Annotated in this window: 16 protein-coding genes and 1 riboswitch; of the genes, 9 read left to right on the forward strand and 7 right to left on the reverse strand. The window is 43.9% G+C overall.

What is annotated here, in order from left to right; translation table 11 throughout:
- Window positions 1-4: 4 nt before the first annotated feature.
- From topA to L3V36_RS19200, 4 genes are all read left to right on the forward strand, one after another.
- On the forward strand, window positions 5-2,635 hold the full coding sequence (topA, locus tag L3V36_RS19185; RefSeq protein ID WP_017095683.1) for a type I DNA topoisomerase: 2,631 nt from the start codon (window positions 5-7) through the stop codon (window positions 2,633-2,635).
- Window positions 2,636-3,158: 523 nt separating this feature from the next.
- Entirely contained in the window at window positions 3,159-4,388 is a 1,230-nt protein-coding gene (gene glgC / locus L3V36_RS19190; RefSeq protein WP_076648142.1) for a glucose-1-phosphate adenylyltransferase, read from the forward strand.
- The gene (gene glgA, locus L3V36_RS19195) at window positions 4,378-5,832 is read left to right on the forward strand and encodes a glycogen synthase GlgA (protein ID WP_102447640.1); all 1,455 of its coding nucleotides are present in this window, start codon (window positions 4,378-4,380) and stop codon (window positions 5,830-5,832) included. The genes glgC and glgA overlap by 11 nt, the downstream gene beginning before the upstream one ends.
- Before the next feature lie 285 nt (window positions 5,833-6,117).
- The gene (locus L3V36_RS19200) at window positions 6,118-6,915 is read left to right on the forward strand and encodes an alpha/beta hydrolase (RefSeq protein WP_102447641.1); all 798 of its coding nucleotides are present in this window, start codon (window positions 6,118-6,120) and stop codon (window positions 6,913-6,915) included.
- A gap of 131 nt (window positions 6,916-7,046) precedes the next feature.
- Here L3V36_RS19200 and L3V36_RS19205 read toward each other — a convergent pair whose 3' ends face one another.
- The 5 genes from L3V36_RS19205 to torD form a co-directional block, all read right to left on the reverse strand.
- Complete coding sequence (locus L3V36_RS19205; protein WP_102447642.1) at window positions 7,047-7,364, reverse strand: DUF2007 domain-containing protein; 318 nt, start codon at window positions 7,362-7,364, stop codon at window positions 7,047-7,049.
- 70 nt (window positions 7,365-7,434) lie between these two features.
- Entirely contained in the window at window positions 7,435-8,115 is a 681-nt protein-coding gene (locus L3V36_RS19210; RefSeq protein WP_102447643.1) for a TVP38/TMEM64 family protein, read from the reverse strand.
- A 134-nt stretch (window positions 8,116-8,249) separates the two neighbouring features.
- Window positions 8,250-8,840: a TfoX/Sxy family DNA transformation protein gene (locus L3V36_RS19215; protein WP_004736448.1), complete on the reverse strand. Its 591-nt coding sequence runs from the start codon at window positions 8,838-8,840 to the stop codon at window positions 8,250-8,252.
- 127 nt (window positions 8,841-8,967) lie between these two features.
- A riboswitch (cyclic di-GMP riboswitch) is annotated at window positions 8,968-9,053 on the reverse strand.
- Between the two features lie 170 nt (window positions 9,054-9,223).
- A complete protein-coding gene (purR, locus tag L3V36_RS19220) occupies window positions 9,224-10,228 on the reverse strand; it encodes an HTH-type transcriptional repressor PurR (RefSeq protein ID WP_017078168.1) in 1,005 nt (334 codons plus the stop codon).
- A 316-nt stretch (window positions 10,229-10,544) separates the two neighbouring features.
- Window positions 10,545-11,192, reverse strand: coding sequence for a molecular chaperone TorD (gene torD, locus L3V36_RS19225; protein ID WP_004736450.1), 648 nt, complete (start codon window positions 11,190-11,192; stop codon window positions 10,545-10,547).
- Between the two features lie 285 nt (window positions 11,193-11,477).
- On the opposite strand from torD, the gene torR reads away from it, so the two are divergent.
- Entirely contained in the window at window positions 11,478-12,191 is a 714-nt protein-coding gene (gene torR, locus L3V36_RS19230; RefSeq protein WP_004736453.1) for a two-component system response regulator TorR, read from the forward strand.
- 225 nt (window positions 12,192-12,416) lie between these two features.
- On the opposite strand, the gene elyC is transcribed toward torR, so the two are convergent.
- Complete coding sequence (elyC, locus tag L3V36_RS19235) at window positions 12,417-13,271, reverse strand: envelope biogenesis factor ElyC (RefSeq protein WP_029222038.1); 855 nt, start codon at window positions 13,269-13,271, stop codon at window positions 12,417-12,419.
- Window positions 13,272-13,386: 115 nt separating this feature from the next.
- On the opposite strand from elyC, the gene cmoM reads away from it, so the two are divergent.
- From cmoM to mukB, 4 genes are all read left to right on the forward strand, one after another.
- Entirely contained in the window at window positions 13,387-14,172 is a 786-nt protein-coding gene (gene cmoM, locus L3V36_RS19240) for a tRNA uridine 5-oxyacetic acid(34) methyltransferase CmoM (RefSeq protein WP_208775290.1), read from the forward strand.
- A gap of 125 nt (window positions 14,173-14,297) precedes the next feature.
- On the forward strand, window positions 14,298-15,635 hold the full coding sequence (gene mukF, locus L3V36_RS19245) for a chromosome partition protein MukF (protein WP_017083938.1): 1,338 nt from the start codon (window positions 14,298-14,300) through the stop codon (window positions 15,633-15,635).
- A complete protein-coding gene (gene mukE, locus L3V36_RS19250; RefSeq protein ID WP_017085861.1) occupies window positions 15,616-16,422 on the forward strand; it encodes a chromosome partition protein MukE in 807 nt (268 codons plus the stop codon). Before mukF ends, mukE begins: the two co-directional genes overlap by 20 nt.
- Window positions 16,419-20,879 (forward strand): chromosome partition protein MukB, encoded by a 4,461-nt coding sequence (mukB, locus tag L3V36_RS19255; protein WP_208775292.1) that lies wholly within the window; start codon window positions 16,419-16,421, stop codon window positions 20,877-20,879. Before mukE ends, mukB begins: the two co-directional genes overlap by 4 nt.
- Before the next feature lie 194 nt (window positions 20,880-21,073).
- On the opposite strand, the gene L3V36_RS19260 is transcribed toward mukB, so the two are convergent.
- On the reverse strand, window positions 21,074-21,168 hold a 95-nt coding region (locus tag L3V36_RS19260; RefSeq protein ID WP_133146159.1), incomplete at its 5' end, for an IS3 family transposase.

The following is a 21,168-nucleotide window of genomic DNA, read 5'->3' on the forward strand; positions in this document are numbered from 1 at the left end:
CAATATGGGTAAATCGCTCGTTATAGTGGAGTCGCCAGCCAAGGCTAAAACTATCAATAAATATCTTGGCAAAGACTTTGTCGTTAAGTCGAGTGTAGGTCACGTACGTGATTTACCAACGGCGGGTCAAAGTACTGGTCAAAAGGCTGCTGCAGTTTCAACCAAGGGTATGAGCCCAGAAGATAAAGCTCGTATCAAGAAAGAAAAAGATCGCAAAGCTCTCATTAAAAAGATGGGTATCAACCCATATCAAGAGTGGGAAGCGAACTACCAAATTTTACCTGGTAAAGAAAAAGTCGTTGCTGAATTGCAAAAACTGGCTGAGAACGCAGACCATGTTTATCTCGCAACCGATTTGGATCGCGAAGGAGAAGCTATCGCATGGCACCTTCGTGAGATCATCGGTGGTGATGAAACGCGATACAAGCGAGTGGTTTTTAACGAAATTACCAAAAATGCTATCCAACAAGCTTTTGAAACTCCAGGTGAGCTAAACATTGATGGCGTAAACGCACAACAAGCACGACGTTTTATGGACCGTGTTGTTGGCTTTATGGTGTCGCCACTGCTTTGGAAGAAAGTAGCACGAGGCCTATCCGCTGGCCGTGTTCAATCAGTCGCTGTAAAACTACTGGTTGAGCGCGAGCGCGAGATCAACGCTTTTATCCCCGAAGAGTTCTGGGATGTGCATGCTGATACCAAAACAGCAGAGAAAACAGATTTCAGACTGCAAGTCGCTCAGAAAGACGGTGTTGCGTTTAAACCTGATAATGAAGCGCAAACACAAGCTGCAGTTAGCGTTTTAGAAAAAGCTCAATACGAAGTATGTAAACGTGAAGACCGCCCAACTAAGAGTAAGCCGTCTGCCCCTTACATCACGTCTACGCTGCAACAAGCGGCGAGTACGCGTCTTGGTTACGGCGTGAAGAAAACCATGATGTTGGCTCAACGTTTGTATGAAGCGGGTTACATCACTTATATGCGTACTGACTCAACCAACTTGAGTTCAGAAGCTGTTGAAGCCGCTCGTGAATACATTGGTTCTGAGTACGGCGAGCAATATCTTCCACCTAAAGCACTTGTATACGGCAGCAAGGAGGGCGCTCAAGAGGCCCACGAAGCGATTCGTCCTTCAAGTGTAGATGTTAAGTCGGAAGACTTAAACGGCGTAGACGCAGACGCACACAAGCTATATTCACTGATTTGGAATCAATTCGTTGCTTGTCAAATGACACCTGCGCAATACGATTCAACGACAGTAAGCGTTAAAGCGGATGAGTACACGCTAAAAGCGAAAGGCCGTATTCTTAAGTTTGACGGTTGGACTCGCGTTCAACGTCCAATGGGCAAAAATGAAGATACTATTCTTCCTGCTGTACAAGTTGGTGAAAAGCTAGACTTAATCGCACTCGACCCTAAACAGCACTTCACTAAGCCACCAGCACGTTTCACTGAAGCTGCGCTGGTTAAAGAGCTTGAGAAGCGCGGTATTGGTCGTCCTTCAACTTACGCATCAATCATCTCGACGATTCAAGATCGCGGTTATGTAAAAGTTGAACAGCGCCGTTTCTATGCTGAGAAGATGGGTGAAATTGTTACTGACCGTCTAGATGGCAGTTTCAATGATCTAATGAACTATGACTTTACTGCTCGTATGGAGCAGAAGTTAGACCAAATTGCAGAAGGCGAAGCAAGCTGGAAAGGCGTGCTAGATAACTTCTTCGAAGACTTTACTGGCGATTTGGAAAAAGCGGATTTAGACGAAGACGCTGGTGGCATGAAGCCAAATCATATCGTAGAGACCGATATTGAGTGTCCAACTTGTAGCCGTAAAATGGGTATTCGTACGGCTTCGACAGGCGTATTCCTAGGTTGTTCTGGTTATGCACTTCCACCAAAAGAGCGTTGTAAGACAACAATCAACCTTGGTGATGAAGAAGGTATTATCAACGTTCTTGAGGAAGACGTTGAAACAGCAGCACTTCGAGCGAAAAAGCGTTGTCCTATTTGTGAAACGGCAATGGATGCTTATCTGATTGATGATAAGCGTAAGATGCACGTGTGTGGTAACAACCCTAACTGTGAAGGTTATGTGGTTGAACATGGCGAATTCAAAGTCAAAGGCTACGATGGTCCACTTGTTGAGTGTGACAAATGTGGTTCTGACATGGTTCTGAAGAACGGTCGTTTCGGTAAATACATGGACTGTACGAGTGAAGATTGTAAGAACACTCGTAAGATTCTGAGAAATGGCGAAGTAGCGCCACCTAAAGAAGACCCAGTGCATTTCCCTGAACTTCCATGTGAAAACTCAGATGCGTACTTCGTACTTCGTGACGGTGCTTCTGGTCTATTTATGGCAGCGAGCAACTTTCCTAAATCACGTGAAACACGTGCGCCATTAGTGGAAGAGCTGGTGCGTTTTAAAGACCGTATTTCACCTAAATTCCAATACCTGACATCAGCACCAGTTGCTGATCCTGATGGCAAGCCGACAGTCGTTCGTTTTAGTCGTAAGACAAAAGAGAACTACGTTCGTACTGAAGCGGATGGCAAACCATCTGGTTGGACTGCGTTGTACATCGATGGTAAGTGGGAAATTACGGATAAACGTAAAAAGCCTAAAGAGAAGTAACTGAACGTTATTTGAAAAAAACAGCCATTAGGCTGTTTTTTTTTGACCAAAATACGACTAATTATGCAACTGGTTGATTTGGTGTGTCGATTGCGAGAATATCTTAAATTCACAGGATAAAATAAATGGAGATGATTAATTATATCTTCTTATGCAACTTTAACGAGAATGTAACTTAATTCAAATATTGTAACTCAAAGATCAGTGTTTAGTTGTATACCTGATGTGTGACGGGTGTTAATGTAATGTTTCGCCCGCACGGTGTAGTGTGAGCTGCTTTAAGTCTTAGGAAAGCAATCAGCTTACATAGCACAGAATGGCGTATTAAAAATTGAAATCGACCGAAAAGTCGATAACGTATATAAAACCAAGTGCAAAGAATAGTGCGCGCATAACAACGTTTGGCTTAGGATATTGTCACTGTATGTGAATGAATATTCGTTAAGTACCGAAATAAGTGTTAGTGCTCATCCCCCAGAGGAAGACACCTCTACGAGTACTGACATCGACAAGCTATAGATATATGGAGAATAAAATGGCTGGTGTATTGGGAATGATTCTTGCTGGTGGTGAAGGCTCTCGCTTAAGACCTTTGACTGAATCTCGCAGCAAACCCTCGGTTCCTTTCGGTGGTAGTTACCGCTTAATTGATTTCGCTTTGAACAACTTCGTTAATGCTGATCTTATGAAGATCTACGTATTAACACAATTTAAATCACAATCTCTGTTCCACCACATGAAAAAAGGTTGGAATATCAGTGGCATCACAGATCGTTTTATCGACCCAATTCCTGCGCAAATGCGTAAAGGAAAGCGTTGGTATGAAGGCACAGCAGATGCTATCTACCAAAATATGGGTTTTATGGAGCTGGAAGAACCTGATCAAGTCTGTATTTTTGGTTCTGACCATATCTATAAAATGGACATCAAACAAATGCTTGATTTCCATAAAGAAAAGAAAGCAGCATTAACTGTTTCTGCACTGCGTATGCCGCTTGCTGAAGCATCAGAATTCGGTGTTATCGAGGTTGATGCTGAAGGCCGCATGATTGGCTTTGAAGAGAAGCCTGCAAATCCTAAGTCGATTCCGGGAGACCCAGAGTCAGCGCTCGTTTCAATGGGCAACTACGTGTTTGAAGCGAAAGAACTTTTTGCTGAACTCACGGAAGATGCAGATAAACCTGAATCTTCACATGACTTCGGGAAAGACATTATTCCAAACATGTTCCCACGTGGTGATGTGTTTGTTTATGATTTCAGCACCAACCGTATTACTGGTGAGAAAGAAGAAGTTTACTGGCGCGATGTAGGTACGATTGATGCGTACTGGCAAGCACATATGGACCTTCTTAAGAAAGATGCACCATTCTCGCTATACAACCGTAAATGGCCTCTACACACTTACTATCCGCCACTACCACCAGCTACATTTACTGACTCGGCTAATGGTCGAATTCAGATCATTGATAGCCTTGTGTGTAGCGGTAGTTACGTACGTGGTTCGCGTATTGAAAAGAGTGTATTAGGCTTCCGCAGCAATATCGCATCAGCGTGTGATATTAGTGAGAGTATTTTATTAGGTGATGTGAAGGTGGGCGAGGGTTGTATACTTCGTCGCGTTATCATTGATAAAGATGCAGACATCGCACCAGGCACTCAAATTGGTGTAAACCTGACAGAAGACAAAAAGCATTACCACGTATCTGACGATGGTGTAGTTGTTATTTCTAAAGGAGCACGAGTTGGTTACTAAAACTCTCTCGGTACTTTTTGTAGCGTCTGAAGTTGAAGGCTTGATTAAAAGTGGTGGCTTGGCTGATGTAGCCAAGGCACTGCCGAAAGCGTTACAAACACTCGAACAGGACGTTCGAGTGACTATCCCCGCGTATAGAAACATTCCAAACATTGTTGCAGCCGAAGTCATTTTATCGACCGAGCTCGATCATTGGCCTCATACCGCTTACCAAGTCAAAAAACTGAGTGTAGAAGGTGTTCAAGTTTTTGGTATCGAATGTGCCAAATATTTCGACCGTCCAGAAATGTACGCAGAAAATAATCAAGCTTACGCAGATAACGGAGAGCGTTTCTCGTTCTTCAGTGCAGCCTGCCTTGATATGCTTCCTAAGCTTGGCTTCCAACCTGATATCATTCATGCAAATGACTGGCATACAGGCTTTGTTCCTTTTTTGCTTAAATCACGTTATCAACAACATGATTTCTTTGAAAATACGCGCAGTGTTATCTCAATTCACAACGCAGTTTTCAAAGGTGTGTTTGCATACGATGAACTGCAATTTCTACCAGAAATGCATAGCTACAATGTGCCTGAAGCTTCAGTGAGTGACACGCATGTCACAATGCTGAGAGCCGGCGTGATGTGTGCTGATAAGGTGAACGCAGTCAGTCCAACGTATGCCGAGGAGTTGAAAACGGAATTAGGCAGTCATGGTATGGCAGCAGAATTCCAGTACAGATCCGCGGATCTTTTTGGCATTTTGAATGGTTGTGATTACGGAGCTTGGAACCCGGAAACGGACGCTTTCCTCCCTCGTAAATTCAAATCGACAAAGCACAGCATGGTTCGTGGGAAGTCAGCTTGTAAGCAAAAACTGCAACAAGATGTTGGCCTCCCCGTCACCGATTGTGCGGTTTATGGCATGGTTTGTCGTTTGACTAATCAGAAAGGTGTTCATTACTTACTGCCTATCATCGAACAGTTTTTGAAAAACGATCTTCAGATCGTGATTGTCGGTACTGGTGATCCAGTTTTAGCTAGCCAGCTGAAAGAGCTGTCGGCACTTCACTCAGATAAGTTCTCGTTTGTAGAAGCGTATAATAATGAGCTTGCGCACTTAGTTGAAGCGGGTTCTGATTTCTTCTTGATGCCTTCGGAGTTCGAACCTTGTGGCTTAAACCAAATCTACAGCATGGCTTACGGTACGTTACCGATTGTTCGCTCTGTGGGCGGTTTAAAAGACAGTGTGAATGATTACGATCAGGATCCCGAGATAGCGACCGGCTTTGCTTTTGAAGAGCCAACACCGCAAGCGTTACTGGCAGTATTGCATCGTTCATTACTACTTTATGCACAAAATCCCGCTGAAATTAAACGTGTTCAACTTTACGCGATGCAACAAGATTTTAGTTGGGAAGATGCGGCAAAAGAATATCTTACGATGTACCATTCTGCATTTTAACGTGCTGAATTAGCTGTAAAATAAGCTGATGTATAACAACTGAACTTAATAGTAGAAGGCGCTCTGATAGTAGAGTGCCTTTTTGTTTTCTGGTCAGATCACATCACGTTTAGGAAGAGAAAACTTGCAAACTCATTTTAGTCAGGTAGAAAAGGTGGGGTAGGTATTCACATGACTAATGTTAGGTTTGACACTATTATCACTTAAATTTCTTGATTGCGTGATATCCTTAGCCATCGCCTTGTGATGAGGCAGAGCTCCATTCCAATAATTAAAGCGATAGGTATGTCTGAGAGTTTACTATTTCATAAAACATTTACTCACCCTACGAGCGATGAGTGGGTTGTATTTGTGCATGGCGCAGGAGGCAGTTCCTCCATTTGGTTTAAGCAGATCAAAGCGTATAAACAGCACTTCAACTTGCTTCTCATTGATCTGAGAGGGCACGGTAAATCAGACAATATACTTAAAGGGCTGATTTCGAATCGTTATACGTTCAAATCGGTGACGCTTGATATTCTTAAAGTGTTAGACCATCTTAAGATCCGTTCTGCACATTTCGTTGGCATGTCTTTGGGCACGATTATTGTGCGTAATGTTGCCGAGCTAGCGGCTGGCCGAGTACGTTCAATGGTACTGGGTGGTGCCGTGACCAAACTCAACACTCGCTCTCAAGTCTTAATCAAGTTGGGTAACTTGAGTAAGCACATCATTCCTTATATGTGGTTATACAGCCTTTTTGCTTACGTTGTGATGCCACAAAAAAGCCAAAAAGAATCACGTCACCTGTTTATCCGCGAAGCCAAAAAGCTGTGCCAAAAAGAGTTTAAACGCTGGTTTATCTTAACGGCTGATGTAAACCCCTTGATGAAATGTTTTAAAGATAGAGAGCTACCAATACCGACTTTGTATTTGATGGGCGAACGCGACTACATGTTTATTAAGCCTGTAAAAGAAATGGTCGCAGCGCATGAGTCGAGCGAGCTAGTAGAGATTCCGAATTGTGGGCACGTATGTAACGTGGAAAACCCTGAAGAGTTTAACCAGCGTTCGATTGCGTTTATTCAAAAACAAATTCAGTGATTTTCTAGGCGTGAAATCAAAGATGATGATTTAATCGAATTGAAATAAAAACGGGAAGCTAACTTTAGCTTCCCGTTTTTATTTGGAGGAGGTATCTGACCGAATCGTTCTATAAGGTCACTGAAACCTTGCTATTCAGGTGAAGCAGCACCGCACTGCCAGCAAGAGCCGAATTGCGCTTCGTTGACTTCATGACACTCACCACAACGCCACTCTTCATAGATGATCGAATCTTGCTGCTTTTGGTAGTCATTTACGAGCATGCGAGCTTTACTGGCCAATTCTGGCTCATATAACCATACGTAAGGGTCAGTTTCTTCAGTGAATGGGATTTCCCCTTTCAATCCGAACAACCCTTCACCACGAACTTCACACGCAATATTCACACTTTCTAGTAATCCACAGATGATGTGGGCTTCTGTCGGATTCGATGCACTGAAGATTTTCATTGAGATAGAACCTTATCTGGCTATATGCGTTATTTAGCTATTATAAGTATACGTTATTCAGTGATATACGTTATTCAGCCACAGGTGCTGAGCGAAATTTATTCATCAACCATTTAGCAATGATTGGGAATACACCCAGTAAGGCAAATGACAATAGTACTGAAGGGGACACGATACCCGAAAGTGAATCAATTTCCGCGAGTTGAGTACCAGCATTCAAGAAAACAGCAGTACCCGGTAACATCCCTATTTGACTCGTAATGTAGTAACGACTCACTGACATCGGTGTTAGACCCATCAACAGATTGATAAGGAAAAACGGGAAGACAGGAATCAGACGCAGAGAAAATAAGTAAAATGCTCCGTCTTTTTCAACGCCCTTGTTAATCGTTGCTAATTTGTCACCAAACTTGGTTTGAATCCAGTCACGTAACAGATAACGGCTACTTAGAAATGCGAGGGTTGCACCAATGGCACTGGCGAAAGAGACCAGCAGCAAGCTGTTCCAGAAGCCAAATAGCGCGGCCCCTAACAGGGTCACAACAGCAGCACCAGGAATTGAGAAAGCAGTAATCATTACATACGCGATAAAATAGATAGCAGCGGCAGCAATGAAGTTGCTATCAATGTAGTCATTTAAAACGGCTTGTTGGGCCTTGGCATTTTCAAGCGTTAGGTATTGGCCGAAATTGACGCCTAACAAGACGATGGTTACGACCAACACAATACCCAATATCATTTTCTTACTCATTGATACTTCCTCTAAATTTTCAATGTATACCATTAGTATAGATAGACAGGCAAAGCATAGATTAACTTTCAGCAGATATAAAAAAAGCCGCAGTAAATGCGGCTTAGTTATATAGATAATTTGCACTGACAATGTTAATTGACGCGATTGATAAGCTCTTCACGACGCTGCTGCGGTATAACAGACCAATGTGTGCCATTGATCGCGCCTTCTAACGCCCAAAGTAGTTCAATACTGACAGAAGACGCATGTGATTCTTTGATGGCGTTAAATGCGTTTACAGAGCCAGATTCATATAAACGTTCTACGGAATCGATCCCTGCTTTTTTCAACATACGCTCAGTGGCGAGTCGAAGGTTGGGCAGATCTTTGAGTCGAGTAGGCTTAGCTGAAGATTGCTCAGCTTTTTCTTCTTTAGCAAAACCCAGAGACGTCGTTGCAAGCTGCAAGATTTTCTCTTGGTCTTGCCACAGGCCTTCGGGTAAAGCGAAATATTTAGTAACGACAGGGAAACCACGTTTTTTGTAGACGTACGGTTGAAACCCTTGTTGTTCGAACTGTTTCGTTGTGCATTTGTCTGCTCGTATGTGCAACTGGTCATTTACAACCAGAGCAAACATAGTGTCATCAGCAAAAAGACCGAAGCCACCAAACATCGAGCGTGATTTTATTTTTCCTAGGGATTCAAATAATTTCATTGAATCCTTTAGTATCGGTTTATCCATGTTATTTATCTCGGTGTATTTGAACTACGCCACCAAATAAGCAGGTCCGAGAGATTAGCAAAATGTTGCAATTAAATTGTCAATTAGCCGTAAATTACTAAATTATTAGTAGTTACTGCATTTTGCCATCGGTAACCCCGCTACCATACCAACGAGTGGTTTAGGCCGGAAGCTTTGCGTCTCACTCTTTCAAGTGATTTGCCCTGTGCGTGACTGATTGAATAGAATAAAGTTTTTGTTGAATGAGGCTCACACTTGTTATTTCAAAATGTGATATTGCTTCAATTAATGATCTTTCCAGTATGATACCAGGTTCATTCATGTTGTTGATAAAAAAAGCGCACCTAAAGGTGCGCTTAATTATATTAAACTGAATTTATCAATTAATTTAACGTTTTAACTGTGCTTCGCTCAACAATTTCAGGATGCATTTCGAACACACGCTTTTCATGGTCTTTATCTTTAATGCGTTCTAACAAAATTTCGAAAGCGTTCTTACCAACACGACGTTTGGGTTGGTGAACCGTTGTTAACGGCGGAGAGAAGTATTCAGCCAACTCGATGTTGTCATAGCCGATCACTGAAATATCTTCAGGGATACGAATTCCTTTCTCTTGCAGTCTGCTCATTAGGCCGAGTGCCATCGTGTCGTTAAAACAGAATACTGCCGTTGGGCGATCTACCATCTTAATGATTTTCTCTGCCGCAAGAACCGCAGTATCACACTCGAAGTTACCTTCAATGATCATGTTATCATCGGCAGCAATCTTAGCTTCGTTGAGTGCGCGTTTGTAACCCGCGATGCGTTCAACACATGCCGCTTTGTCTAAGTGGCCACTTAAACAAGCAATCTTGGAGTGACCGTGATCAATGAGGTATTTGGTCGCTAGGTAACCACCTTCCTCAGAGTTGTCGATGATCTTATCTGCTTGAGAACTCTCAGGGCCCCAATCCATAATCACTTTAGGGATGTCAGCGTGACGGTCTAACATGCCTCTCAGTTCTTCAGTTAGGTCAGAACACATAACTAAGATGCCATCTACACGTTTCTCTGCAAGCATTCGAATGTAGTCACGTTGCTTCTCATAGATACCGCCCGTATTACACAGGATCAAAGTGTAACCTTGACGGTAGCAGTAGCTTTCAACACCATCGATAACTTCAGAGAAGAATAGGTTAGTTGATTGAGTAACTAGCATGCCGATAGTGCGGGTTGTATTGCACTTCAAACTACGAGCAACGGCACTTGGTGCATAGTTCAGTTCGTCTACGGCTTTATTTACTTTTTCTTGCGTCGCTTCTGCAACAAAGCGAGTTTTGTTGATTACGTGAGAAACGGTTGTTGTTGATACGCCTGCTAAGCGAGCGACATCTTTTATAGTGGCCATGGTTTTATCCTATTAGAAGCTACTTTCCCAAAGTACGGAATGAAGTAGCCGTTAAGCTACCTAACTAAGAGCTTAAATTTGTAGGGCTCTTTGGGTACTAAAGTGCTAAAAAACAAAAAACCGCTATTGAGCGGCTTGTCTTAACACCGAAATGCTCAAAACTATAATAAGCATAGCATTTCGTGAATGTTTCATATTTTATCGTTTGCGGTCACAATTTTAGACTGACTAGAAATTACTCGCAATAAAATTCACCCGGAAATCCGGGTGAATTGTCACATTCTTCTGAATTTATTTAACGAGTCATCCAATAAGCTTATTCACCAGCGAGGTATTGGGTGTCCAATTTGCAGAATGCAAGTAGCAGAGATGAGACTGATGCGTAGAAACCGAATTCGTCAACGTCATGACATTTAACGTTGAACTTTGGTACCCAAGTAAGAAGTTGTTGCTCGATAAATTGCTGTTGAACAATGAACGATTTTTCTAGCTCTTCTTCAAGTTCCGTTTCATTAGAACGGATGATCAAATTGCCAAGGAAGTCGAGTTCGATAGCGATATGGTCAGCTGGTTCTTTTAGGTCTTGGTTCACCACTAAGTTGTGCTTAGCCATGATCTCTTCCATATCTTTTGCTGGCTTATCATTCAAAAGGCCAGTCTCACCGATATACATAGAAGCGTAAGGAAGTGCGCCATGCTTATCTGTTTTTAAGAATAAGTCACAGAAGTCTGCAGACAATTCTAGTTGAGCATCTTCACGCGTTTGTAGGCGGTTTAGCGCATCCACTAGGCTATCGATCGCTGGCTTTAGTGTTTCATTTTCGCCTAAACCAGTTAGGAAAGAACGAATTTCAACAGAGTGGTAGTGATCGAGTTCTTCTTGAGTGATCTCTTTAGCGAATAAGCTTGATAGCCACCAGTATATTTCTGCTCTTTGCTCGTTGAACGCTTTCGTATCTTTCATTTCTTAGATCCTGATTTAGTCTTGTGGTGTTACTTATATGCATCTTGAAGTCACTAGTGTATAAGCACACCAAGGCTGAATAACAAGGTTATTTGCGAAACGCAAAGTTACTCGTTAGTAGTAATGCCTATATTGAATTGCGATGGACGATAAATAGCAAGGTTTAAGATTGTCTTGTATCAAAAAAGATCCATGTTTCTGGCTTTTATCTTGTGTACCACTAGAATTGTTACGAGTTATGAATAGAATAGTCACTGAAACTATTAAATAAGAAAAGTGGTGTAGATGAGCTATCACGTATTAGTCGTAGAAGATGATGTGGTAACCCGCAGTAAACTGGTCGGATACTTCCAGAACGAAGGTTACACAGTAAGCGAAGCAGAAAGCGGCGCTCAAATGAGAAACGTGTTAGAAGAAAACAACGTTGACCTCATTATGCTGGACATCAACTTACCAGGCGAAGATGGATTGATGCTAACTCGCGAATTACGCAGTCAATCAGACATTGGAATTATTTTAGTTACTGGACGCACGGATAGCATCGACAAAATCGTTGGCCTTGAAATGGGCGCTGACGATTACGTTACTAAACCCTTCGAACTTCGCGAGTTATTGGTTCGAGTTAAAAACCTACTTTGGCGCATTTCTGCCGCTCGTAAAACAGCAGCAGGTAAGGTTGAAGAGACTGAAGACGAATCTGTGGTTCGTTTTGGTGAGTGGACGTTTGATATCCCTCGTCGTGCGCTAAGCAAAAACGGCGAACCGGTAAAACTGACTAAAGCTGAATATGAACTGTTGGTTGCGCTCTCTTCTTATCCTAACCAGGTATTAAGTCGTGAACGTATTCTGAATATGATCAGTCACCGAGTGGATGCTCCAAACGATCGAACTATCGATGTGTTAATCCGTCGTATGCGTGCGAAGATGGAGTTTGACCCTAAGAATCCACAAATTTTTGTAACGGTTCACGGTGAAGGTTACATGTTCGCTGGTGATTGATTTCCTTCGGGATGACCAGTCAACAACGATATTTAAACGTAAAAAGCCGAGACATCATTGATGTCTCGGCTTTTTTATTGCTTAGCTTTTATTGTTTATGAACTGGAAACCTGCAAATTACTTGGTTAATCAGTCTTGCCTCTCTGGCCGAGTCTACAGATAAGACTATTTCTACAGGTAAGACTATGTCTACTGATAAAATTCAGTTTACTGATTCGGTTGAGTTTATTGAGGCTGCGCCGCAGAAATACCACCGTCATCTTCAACTAAGCGAGATGTTTCAGGAACAACAATGGGTTCTTCAACGGTGTCATTGCTTGTATCAAGCCAATCACGCAGGCTTTGCCACATCAACCCCATTGTTTCGTGCCAGTAACGCTCAGTTTGCTCAAGGTAAAGAGCTTTAGGCATGTACTTATTCCAAGGTTCAACAATCCCTTCTTGTGCAAGGTAATTGGTTGGGGCTGGTAATGGCTTCATGCCAGCTGCATGGAATTCATTCAATGCGCGAGTCATATGGCTAGCGGAAGTTACCAGTACCATTCTTTTATTCTTAACAAACGCTGCCGCTTGTCGTGCTTCTTCCCAGGTGTCTTTGGCTGTTTCAAGCAGGATGATATCGGGCTTTGCTACACCAAGAGCTAGAGCCACTTTAGCCATCATCCTTGCGTTGCTCACTTCAGTGCCTGCGCCATAGCCAGACAAAATGAGTTTTGCACCAGGGTAAAGGCGTAGAATACGAATCCCTTCACTTAAACGCATTAGACCGGTGCGACTAAGCTCTGATGTTGGTGGGATTTGGTCGTCTACGACGTGACCACTTCCGAGAACCATCACGTAATCGACGGTTTCATCGACAGGTAAAAAAGCGGTGTGTTGCCTTTCCATTGGCATTAAAAGTTGACTAGAAACTGGCTGGAAAGCGATTAGGAAAATACCACATAGGGCTGAAAGGGTGATTAGGCAACCCGTCTTCCTTTTGGTAGTAAACATCACTAGGGCTAAACCCAGAAAAGCGAGAATTAACATTGCTGGCAGTGGCATCAGTAACGAAGACACTACTTTTTTCAGCTCAAACATATCCGAATAGTCCGAAAAAACATCACTTAGTAGTAAAAAGAGACATCGCCTCTTTATTCCTGAAATTCCTGTGACAGAATAGCAGGCACGATAGGACATAATAACTCAAGTAGCCGTGACTGAAGACCGTAATTTCGACGATATTGCCCACAAATTTGCAAAAAATATTTACGGCTCTGACAAAGGAGAGATCCGTCAGAGCATCGTATGGGAAGATTTAGAACAAGCTTTGAGCAAATTTGAGCAATCAGCTTCGCCGCTGCATGTGCTTGATGCTGGAGGCGGCCTTGCGCAGATGTCGCAAAAAATTGCGTCGCTTGGGCATAACGTTTCTCTTTGTGACCTCTCTTCTGAAATGCTGAAGCTAGCAGAAGAAAGTATCAGCGAGGCGGGTTTGTTAGATCAGTATCGATTCATCCATTCTCCGGTACAAAAAGTCGCAGAACATCTCGATGAAAAAGTCGATTTTGTGATGTTTCATGCGGTAATGGAATGGCTCGCAGATCCTAAAGAGGCGCTTGATTTATTACTGGAACAAGTAAAACCCGGTGGTGTTGCCTCGATAATGTTTTACAACCACCACGGATTAGTCCTGAAAAATGTGATTTGTGGCAACATTCCTCATGTATTGAATGGGATGCCACATCGAAAACGGTTTAAGCTGCAACCACAAAAAGGCTTGAAGCCAGAAGAGGTTTATCAATGGATAGAAGACGCCGGTCTAGAAATCTGTGGTAAATCAGGCATTCGTTCCTTCAGTGACTACATAGGTAATATGGAGTACATGGGCGATTACCAATTTGAAGATGTATTGGAACTAGAAAAACAGCTATGTCGCCAAGAGCCATATCTGTCGCTAGGCCGTTATATTCACGTTTGGGCTCAAAAACCTGCGCAATAACAGCGGTGAATGTGGTAAAAGAAGCCACAACATGCGCTATGCAATCGTAATAAGCCCGCGTCATAAAGAAATAGGCGTCATATCTAATACGTTCGATATGACGAAGAACAGTAACAGGAACCACAATGAGTGAAATGACTCAAACTGCCGAAGAGCAGCCAATTGATGAGTTGGTGGGCTGGGTCAAGCAGCATGATTTTTCATTAAACTTGCCACCAGAGCGCTTAGCATTTTTGATTGCTATCGCAGTACTAAGCAATGAAAGGTTCGATGAAGAGTTGGGCGAAGGTGAACTGCACGATGCATTTACCATTGTCACTCGACTGTTTGAAGATACTGGCGAAGCGTCTGCGTTTCGTGCCAACAATGCCATCAATGAGCTAGTTAAACAGAAGTTGATCAGCCGCTTTACCAGTGAAATCACCGATGGTGCGAGCATCTACCGCTTATCACCGTTGGCCGTTGGTATCTCGGATTATTACTTACGTCACCGTCAGTTCTCTAAATTAAAACTGTCTATTCAGCTTTCTATGGTTGCCGATGAGATGGCAAAAGCCATTGAAGCTGCGCAGAAGGGCGGAACACCAGGGCATTGGAAAAAGAACGTTTACGGCGTGCTCAAATATTCAGTTGGTGAAATTTTCGATCAGATTGATCTTAACCAACGTGTTATGGATGAGCAGCAACAAACCGTTAAGCAGCAAATTGCCGACCTTTTAAATAAGGACTGGCGAGAAGCGATTAATAACTGTGAAGCTTTGCTATCTGAAACTTCTGCGACGCTAAAAGAATTGCAAGATACCTTGCAAGCGGCGGGTGATGAACTGCAAACACAGATCCTCGATATTCAAGAAATTGTTTACGGTGACGATGAACTCGAGTTCGTTGGCGAAACCCTGTTCGGTTTGCAAATGAAGCTTGACCGAATCACCAGTTGGGGTCAGCAAGCAATCGACTTGTGGATCGGCTATGACCGCCACGTTCACAAATTTATCCGTACCGCTATCGATATGGATAAAAACCGTGCCTTTAGCCAGCGCTTGCGTCAGTCAGTCACAGACTACTTTGATGCGCCTTGGTTATTGACTTACGCCGATGCTGAGAAGCTGACCGATCTTCGTGATGAAGCGCTCGTGCTTCGTGATGATGAAGTGATGGGACAAGCGCCAATCGACGTTGAGTACGAAGAATTTGAGCAAGTGAATGATCTGCTTTCAGAACGAATTGCAGAGATGTTAAAAGCTCACAAACAGCAAGGCGCGCCAATTGACCTTGGCCTTGTGTTACGCGATTACCTCGCAGCACACCCTCGCACACACCATTTTGATTTAGCCAGAATTGTTGTCGACCAAGCCGTGCGCTTAGGTTACTCAGCGTCTGACTATCAGGCTATTCAGCCGGATTGGCAGGCAATCAACGATTTCGGTGCAAAGGTACAAGCAAATGTCATTAACAAGTACTGATGATTACATGCCAGAGAAACTGGTAAAAGCGATAGCGAACCCGTTGTTCCCTGCGCTAGATAGCATGCTGCGTTCAGGTAAGCATGTTTCAACAGAAGATCTAGACAACCACGCGTTGCTTTCTGATTTCGAAGTGGAACTTCAGCATTTTTACCAACGCTACAATACGGAACTGGTAAAAGCGCCGGAGGGTTTCTTCTACCTGCGTCCGCGTTCTACGTCTCTGATTGGCCGTAGTGTGTTGTCTGAGCTAGACATGCTGGTTGGTAAGGTGTTGTGTTTCTTATACCTAAGCCCAGAACGTCTTGCTCATGAAGGTATCTTCACCAATCAAGAACTGTTTGATGAATTGATGTCGTTAGCGGATGAGAAAAAGCTCATGAAGCTAGCAACGAACCGCGCATCTGGTTCTGACTTAGACAAAGAAAAGCTCTTTGAAAAAGTACGTACTTCTTTGCGTCGTTTACGCCGTATCGGCATGCTGATTGCGATTGGTGAAACCGGCAAGTTCCGTATCAGCGAAGCGGTATTCCGCTTTGGCGCTGACGTTCGTGTTGGCGACGACATGAAAGAAGCGCAATTACGTCTTATCCGTGATGGTGAAGCTGTGGTTCATACCCAAGAGCCTAATCAAGGTAGTTTGTTGAATGAAGAACAAGCGGAAGCTGTATCAGAACTAGACCTAGACGTAGATGAAAACGGTCAACAAGACATTTTTAACGATCAAGCCGGCTTTGACCTTGAGTCAAACGATGGCGAACAAACAAAAGTAGAAGGTGAAGCATGATTGAAAGAGGTAAGTATCAATCATTAACCATGATCAACTGGAACGGCTTTTTTGCGCGTACTTTTGATATTGATGGGTTGGTTACAACGCTTTCTGGCGGTAACGGTGCAGGTAAGTCGACCACAATGGCGGCATTCATCACAGCGCTGATCCCTGACCAAAGCCTTCTGCATTTCCGTAACACAACGGAAGCGGGCAGTTCACAGTCATCTCGTGATAAAGGCCTTTACGGTAAGCTTCAGCCGGGCGCATGTTATGCCGCGCTAGATGTTGTGAACTCTCGTAATCAGCGTCTATTGTTCGCAGTAAAACTGCAGCAAGTAGCGGGTCGTGATAAGAAAGTAGACATCAAACCGTTCGTAATCCAAGGCCTTCCAAGCCATGTAAAACCAACGGATGTGTTGATTCAGAACGTTTCAGACAGCCATGCTCGCGTGTGTCAGTTAAACGACGTAAAAGCGGCGGTTGCACAATACGAAGGCGCGCACTTTAAAGCGTTTTCTTCGATTGTTGATTACCACTCACAGATGTTTGAATACGGTGTAGTACCGAAGAAATTGCGTAACAGCAGCGACCGTTCTAAGTTCTACCGCTTAATTGAAGCATCACTTTACGGTGGTATTTCTAGTGCGATTACGCGTTCTCTGCGTGATTACCTTCTACCGCAAAATGGTGGCGTGAAGAAAGCATTCCAAGACATGGAATCAGCACTACGCGAAAACCGCATGACGCTAGAAGCGATCAAAACGACCCAGTCGGATCGTGACTTGTTCAAGCACTTGATCACTGAATCTACGAACTACGTGGCAGCAGATTACATGCGCCATGCCAACGATCGTCGCAACAAGCTTGATCAAACTATGAAATTCCGTGGTGAACTGTTTGGTTCTCGCGAAACCTTGCTTGATCAAAACAACTTGTTGAACCGCGTTCAAGAAGAACTAGAGCTGTTGGTCGATCAAGAATCGGCACTAGAGCAAGATTATCAAGCGGCTTCGGATCATCTTCAATTGGTTCAAACTGCACTGCGTCAGCAAGAGAAAATTGCTCGCTACAGTGAAGATTTAGAAGAGCTTAATGAGCGTCTAGAAGAACAGATGATGGTAGTTGAAGAAGCTCAAGAGCGAGTACTTCTTGCTGAAGAGCAGGCAACCATTACTGAAGAAGAAGTGGATAGCCTGAAAACTCAGCTTGCTGACTACCAACAAGCGTTGGATGTTCAGCAGACTCGTGCACTTCAATACCAGCAAGCGGTTCAAGCATTAGAGAAAACTAAGCAGCTACTTGGTGATGAGTCTATTACTGCAGAAAGCGCATTAACTCTGGTTTCTGAGCTAAAAGCACAAGAAGAATCAAGCACTCAAACTTTACTGTCGACTAAGCATAAACTAGACATGTCTTCTGCTGCGTCTGCGCAGTTCGACAAAGCGCTCGCTCTTGTTAAAAGCATCGTTGGTGACGTTGAGCGTAAAGAAGCGTCTAACAGTGCTAAGCAAGCGTTAGAAAAAGGCCGTAACGCAAAACACGTTGTTGAAAACGAACAACAGTGGCGTGCTCAGCACCGCGACATGGCTCGTGATGTGGCGCAGCAGCGTCAAGCAAAAGAGCTTGCGACTGAATACCAAAAGCAACACAACATCTCACTGACTGACGAAGCGGTTTTCGATGAAGAACGTGAACGCCATGCAATGCAGATCGAGTCTCTTGAGTACGCTCAAGAAGAGCTGCGTGAAGCGAAGAGTGAGCAACGTCGTGTGCAACAAAACCACGACCAAGAGATTCAAAAACTTGAGTCTATTGCTCCAGCGTGGATCACAGCGAACGACGCACTTGAAGCCCTAAGAGATCAAACAGATGCTGAGCTAGAAGATAGCCAAGCAGTAATGACTCAAATGCAGCAAGTGCTTGAAGACGAAAAGTCTCAAGCGGTAGCGAAAGATCAATTGGCGACGCGTCGTTCTGAACTTGAGCAAGAGATTGAACGCTTAGCTTCTCCGGGTGGCTCTAACGATCCTCGTTTGAAAGGTTTAGCGGATACGCTTGGTGGCGTTCTGCTTTCTGAAATATATGACGACATTACCATTGGTGATGCACCGTATTTCAGTGCGATGTACGGCCCGGCTCGTCATGCGATTGTTGTGTCAGATCTTGATGGTATTAAAGAGAAGCTGGTGGATCTTGATGATTGTCCAGATGACCTTTACATCCTTGAAGGCGATGTCGATGCATTTGATGACAGCTCATTCAATGCTGATGAGTTAGAGGGCGCGGTGTGTGTTCAGCTGAACGATCGCCAAATGCGTTACTCTCGTTTCCCTGAGATTCCTCTGTTTGGCCGTGCGGCTCGTGAACAACGATTAGAGAAATTGCGTGAAGAGCGTGATGTTGTTGTGGAAAACCACGCGAAAGCGGCGTTTGATGCACAAAAGCTGAATCGCCTATACCAAGCATTCAATAGCTTTGTTGCTAAGTACCTACACGTTGCATTTAACGCTGACCCTGAACAGGCACTAGTGTCTATTCGTGACAAGCGTAACCAGATTGTACGTTCTTTGGCTGAATTAAATTCTAAAGAGCAACAGCAACGTAGTCAGCTACAACAGAGTAAACAAGCGTTGGGTGCGCTAGACAAATTAGCCCCAATGGTTCGTATTTTAGAAGACGAAACATTGGCTGAACGCCTCGCTGAATTAGAAGCGCAACTAGAGCGCTTGAGCGAAGCTAAGTCGTACTTGAACAACCATGGCAAAGCACTTGCTTCGTTAGAGCAGATTGTTTCTGCACTAGACGCAGACCCTGAACAGTTCGAGACACTAGAAGCACAATACCAACAAGCTGACCAAGCTCTACAAAGCCTGAAAGGTAAAGTGTTTGCTCTGTCTGACTTGATTGAACGTCGTCACTACTTTGCCTATGCGGATTCTGTTGATCTTCTAAACAAGAGCAGCGAACTGAGCGAGCAATTAAAAGCGAAATTGGTTCAAGCTGAACAAGCTCGAACTAAAGGCCGTGATGGCTTCAAGCAAGCTCGCGAACAGATGAACCAATACAACCAAGTATTGGCAGCACTGAAGAGCTCACATCAAGCGAAGCAAGAAACGGTTCAAGAGTTCAAGCAAGAGCTACAAGAGTTTGGTGTCAATGCTGATGAAGGCGCTGAAGAGCGTGCTGTACGTCGTCGTGACGAGCTTCAAGAGCGTTTGCACACATCTCGCAGCCGTAAGAGCGAATACGAGCGTACGATTACGTCAACTGAACTTGAGATGAAAGCCTTGGCTAAGCGTCTTAAGAAAGTTCAGAAAGAGTACACAGAGCTTCGTACCTTCGTTGTTGCAGCGAAAGCAGGCTGGTGTTCAGTACTTCGCTTAGCTCGTGAGAATGACGTTGAACGTCGTCTACACAAACGTGAACTGGCTTATCTAACGGCGGGCGAGCTTCGCTCTATGTCGGATAAATCACTGGGTGCGCTACGTCTGGCGGTAGCCGACAATGACGACCTGCGTGATTCGCTGCGTTTATCTGAAGACAACGCGCATCCAGAGCGTAAAGTTCTGTTCTACATTGCTGTTTACCAACACCTTCGTGAGCGTATTCGCCAAGACATCATTCACACGGATGATCCGGTTGAAGCAATCGAAGAGATGGAAGTTGAGCTAGCTCGACTAACAGAAGAATTGACGCAGCGTGAAAATCGCCTGGCAATCAGCTCTGAGTCAGTAGCAAGCATCATCAAGAAAACGATTCAGCGCGAGCAGAACCGTATTCGAATGCTGAACCAAGGTTTGTCTAACATTTACTTTGGTCAGGTTAAAGGCGTACGTCTGAACGTTAAGATCCGTGAAAGCCACGAGATCTTGCTATCAGGGCTAGCGACTCAACAAGAGCAACACAAAGACTTGTTTGAATCAACGCGCTTTACCTTCTCAGAAGCGATGGCGAAGTTGTTCCAACGAGTGAACCCGCATATCGATATGGGTCAACGTTCTCCACAAGTTCTTGGTGAAGAGCTACTGGATTACCGTAACTACCTAGAGCTGAGTGTTGAAGTTAACCGTGGTTCAGACGGTTGGTTACAAGCTGAATCGGGCGCATTGTCTACGGGTGAGGCGATCGGTACGGGTCAGTCAATCCTATTGATGGTTATTCAGAGCTGGGAAGAGGAATCTCGTCGACTTCGCAGTAAAGACATCGTTCCATGTCGTTTGTTGTTCCTTGATGAAGCTGCACGTTTGGATTCTAAGTCGATCTCTACGCTGTTTGAACTGTGTGACCGTTTGGGTATGCAACTTCTGATTGCAGCACCTGAAAACATTAGCCCAGAGAAAGGTACAACCTACAAACTGGTTCGTAAGGTCTTCAAAGACCACGAACACGTACATGTTGTTGGCCTGCGCGGTTTTGCTCAAAACAAACCAGCATCTCCGGTGCAAGAGCTTATCGGAGAAACTGAGCAATAACTTTGATAGCCGAATTATAATCTTGATAGCCGAGCAATAACCTTGATAGCTTAGCTATAACCTTGATAGCTTAGCTATAACCTTGATAGCTTAGCTATAACCTTGATAGCGCAGCTATAAGCTCGAAAGTGACTCAATGATATTTGTTCAAAGCCCCTAATCATGAAGTGACCCCGTAAAGTTGGACATTTCTGTTAAGCGGCTTTCAAGGCCTGAGTTCGATATTCTATCGGAGTCAGGCCTTTTAGTTTCACTTTTATACGTTTGGTATTGTAGTACTCGATGTATT

The sequence above is a fragment of the Vibrio sp. G-C-1 genome (genome assembly GCF_021728015.1).
Taxonomy (GTDB): Bacteria; Pseudomonadota; Gammaproteobacteria; order Enterobacterales; family Vibrionaceae; genus Vibrio; species Vibrio splendidus.

What these genes read in the sequence shown, in the direction of transcription:
- purR (WP_017078168.1), bottom strand. Translation starts at nt 10,228, where the DNA reads ATGGCCACTATAAAAGATGTCGCTCGCTTAGCAGGCGTATCAACAACA.
- glgC (WP_076648142.1), top strand. Translation starts at nt 3,159, where the DNA reads ATGGAGAATAAAATGGCTGGTGTATTGGGAATGATTCTTGCTGGTGGT.
- mukE (WP_017085861.1), top strand. Translation starts at nt 15,616, where the DNA reads ATGTCATTAACAAGTACTGATGATTACATGCCAGAGAAACTGGTAAAA.
- L3V36_RS19205 (WP_102447642.1), bottom strand. Translation starts at nt 7,364, where the DNA reads ATGAAAATCTTCAGTGCATCGAATCCGACAGAAGCCCACATCATCTGT.
- L3V36_RS19210 (WP_102447643.1), bottom strand. Translation starts at nt 8,115, where the DNA reads ATGAGTAAGAAAATGATATTGGGTATTGTGTTGGTCGTAACCATCGTC.
- torR (WP_004736453.1), top strand. Translation starts at nt 11,478, where the DNA reads ATGAGCTATCACGTATTAGTCGTAGAAGATGATGTGGTAACCCGCAGT.
- torD (WP_004736450.1), bottom strand. Translation starts at nt 11,192, where the DNA reads ATGAAAGATACGAAAGCGTTCAACGAGCAAAGAGCAGAAATATACTGG.
- mukF (WP_017083938.1), top strand. Translation starts at nt 14,298, where the DNA reads ATGAGTGAAATGACTCAAACTGCCGAAGAGCAGCCAATTGATGAGTTG.
- L3V36_RS19215 (WP_004736448.1), bottom strand. Translation starts at nt 8,840, where the DNA reads ATGGATAAACCGATACTAAAGGATTCAATGAAATTATTTGAATCCCTA.
- mukB (WP_208775292.1), top strand. Translation starts at nt 16,419, where the DNA reads ATGATTGAAAGAGGTAAGTATCAATCATTAACCATGATCAACTGGAAC.
- L3V36_RS19200 (WP_102447641.1), top strand. Translation starts at nt 6,118, where the DNA reads ATGTCTGAGAGTTTACTATTTCATAAAACATTTACTCACCCTACGAGC.
- topA (WP_017095683.1), top strand. Translation starts at nt 5, where the DNA reads ATGGGTAAATCGCTCGTTATAGTGGAGTCGCCAGCCAAGGCTAAAACT.
- elyC (WP_029222038.1), bottom strand. Translation starts at nt 13,271, where the DNA reads ATGTTTGAGCTGAAAAAAGTAGTGTCTTCGTTACTGATGCCACTGCCA.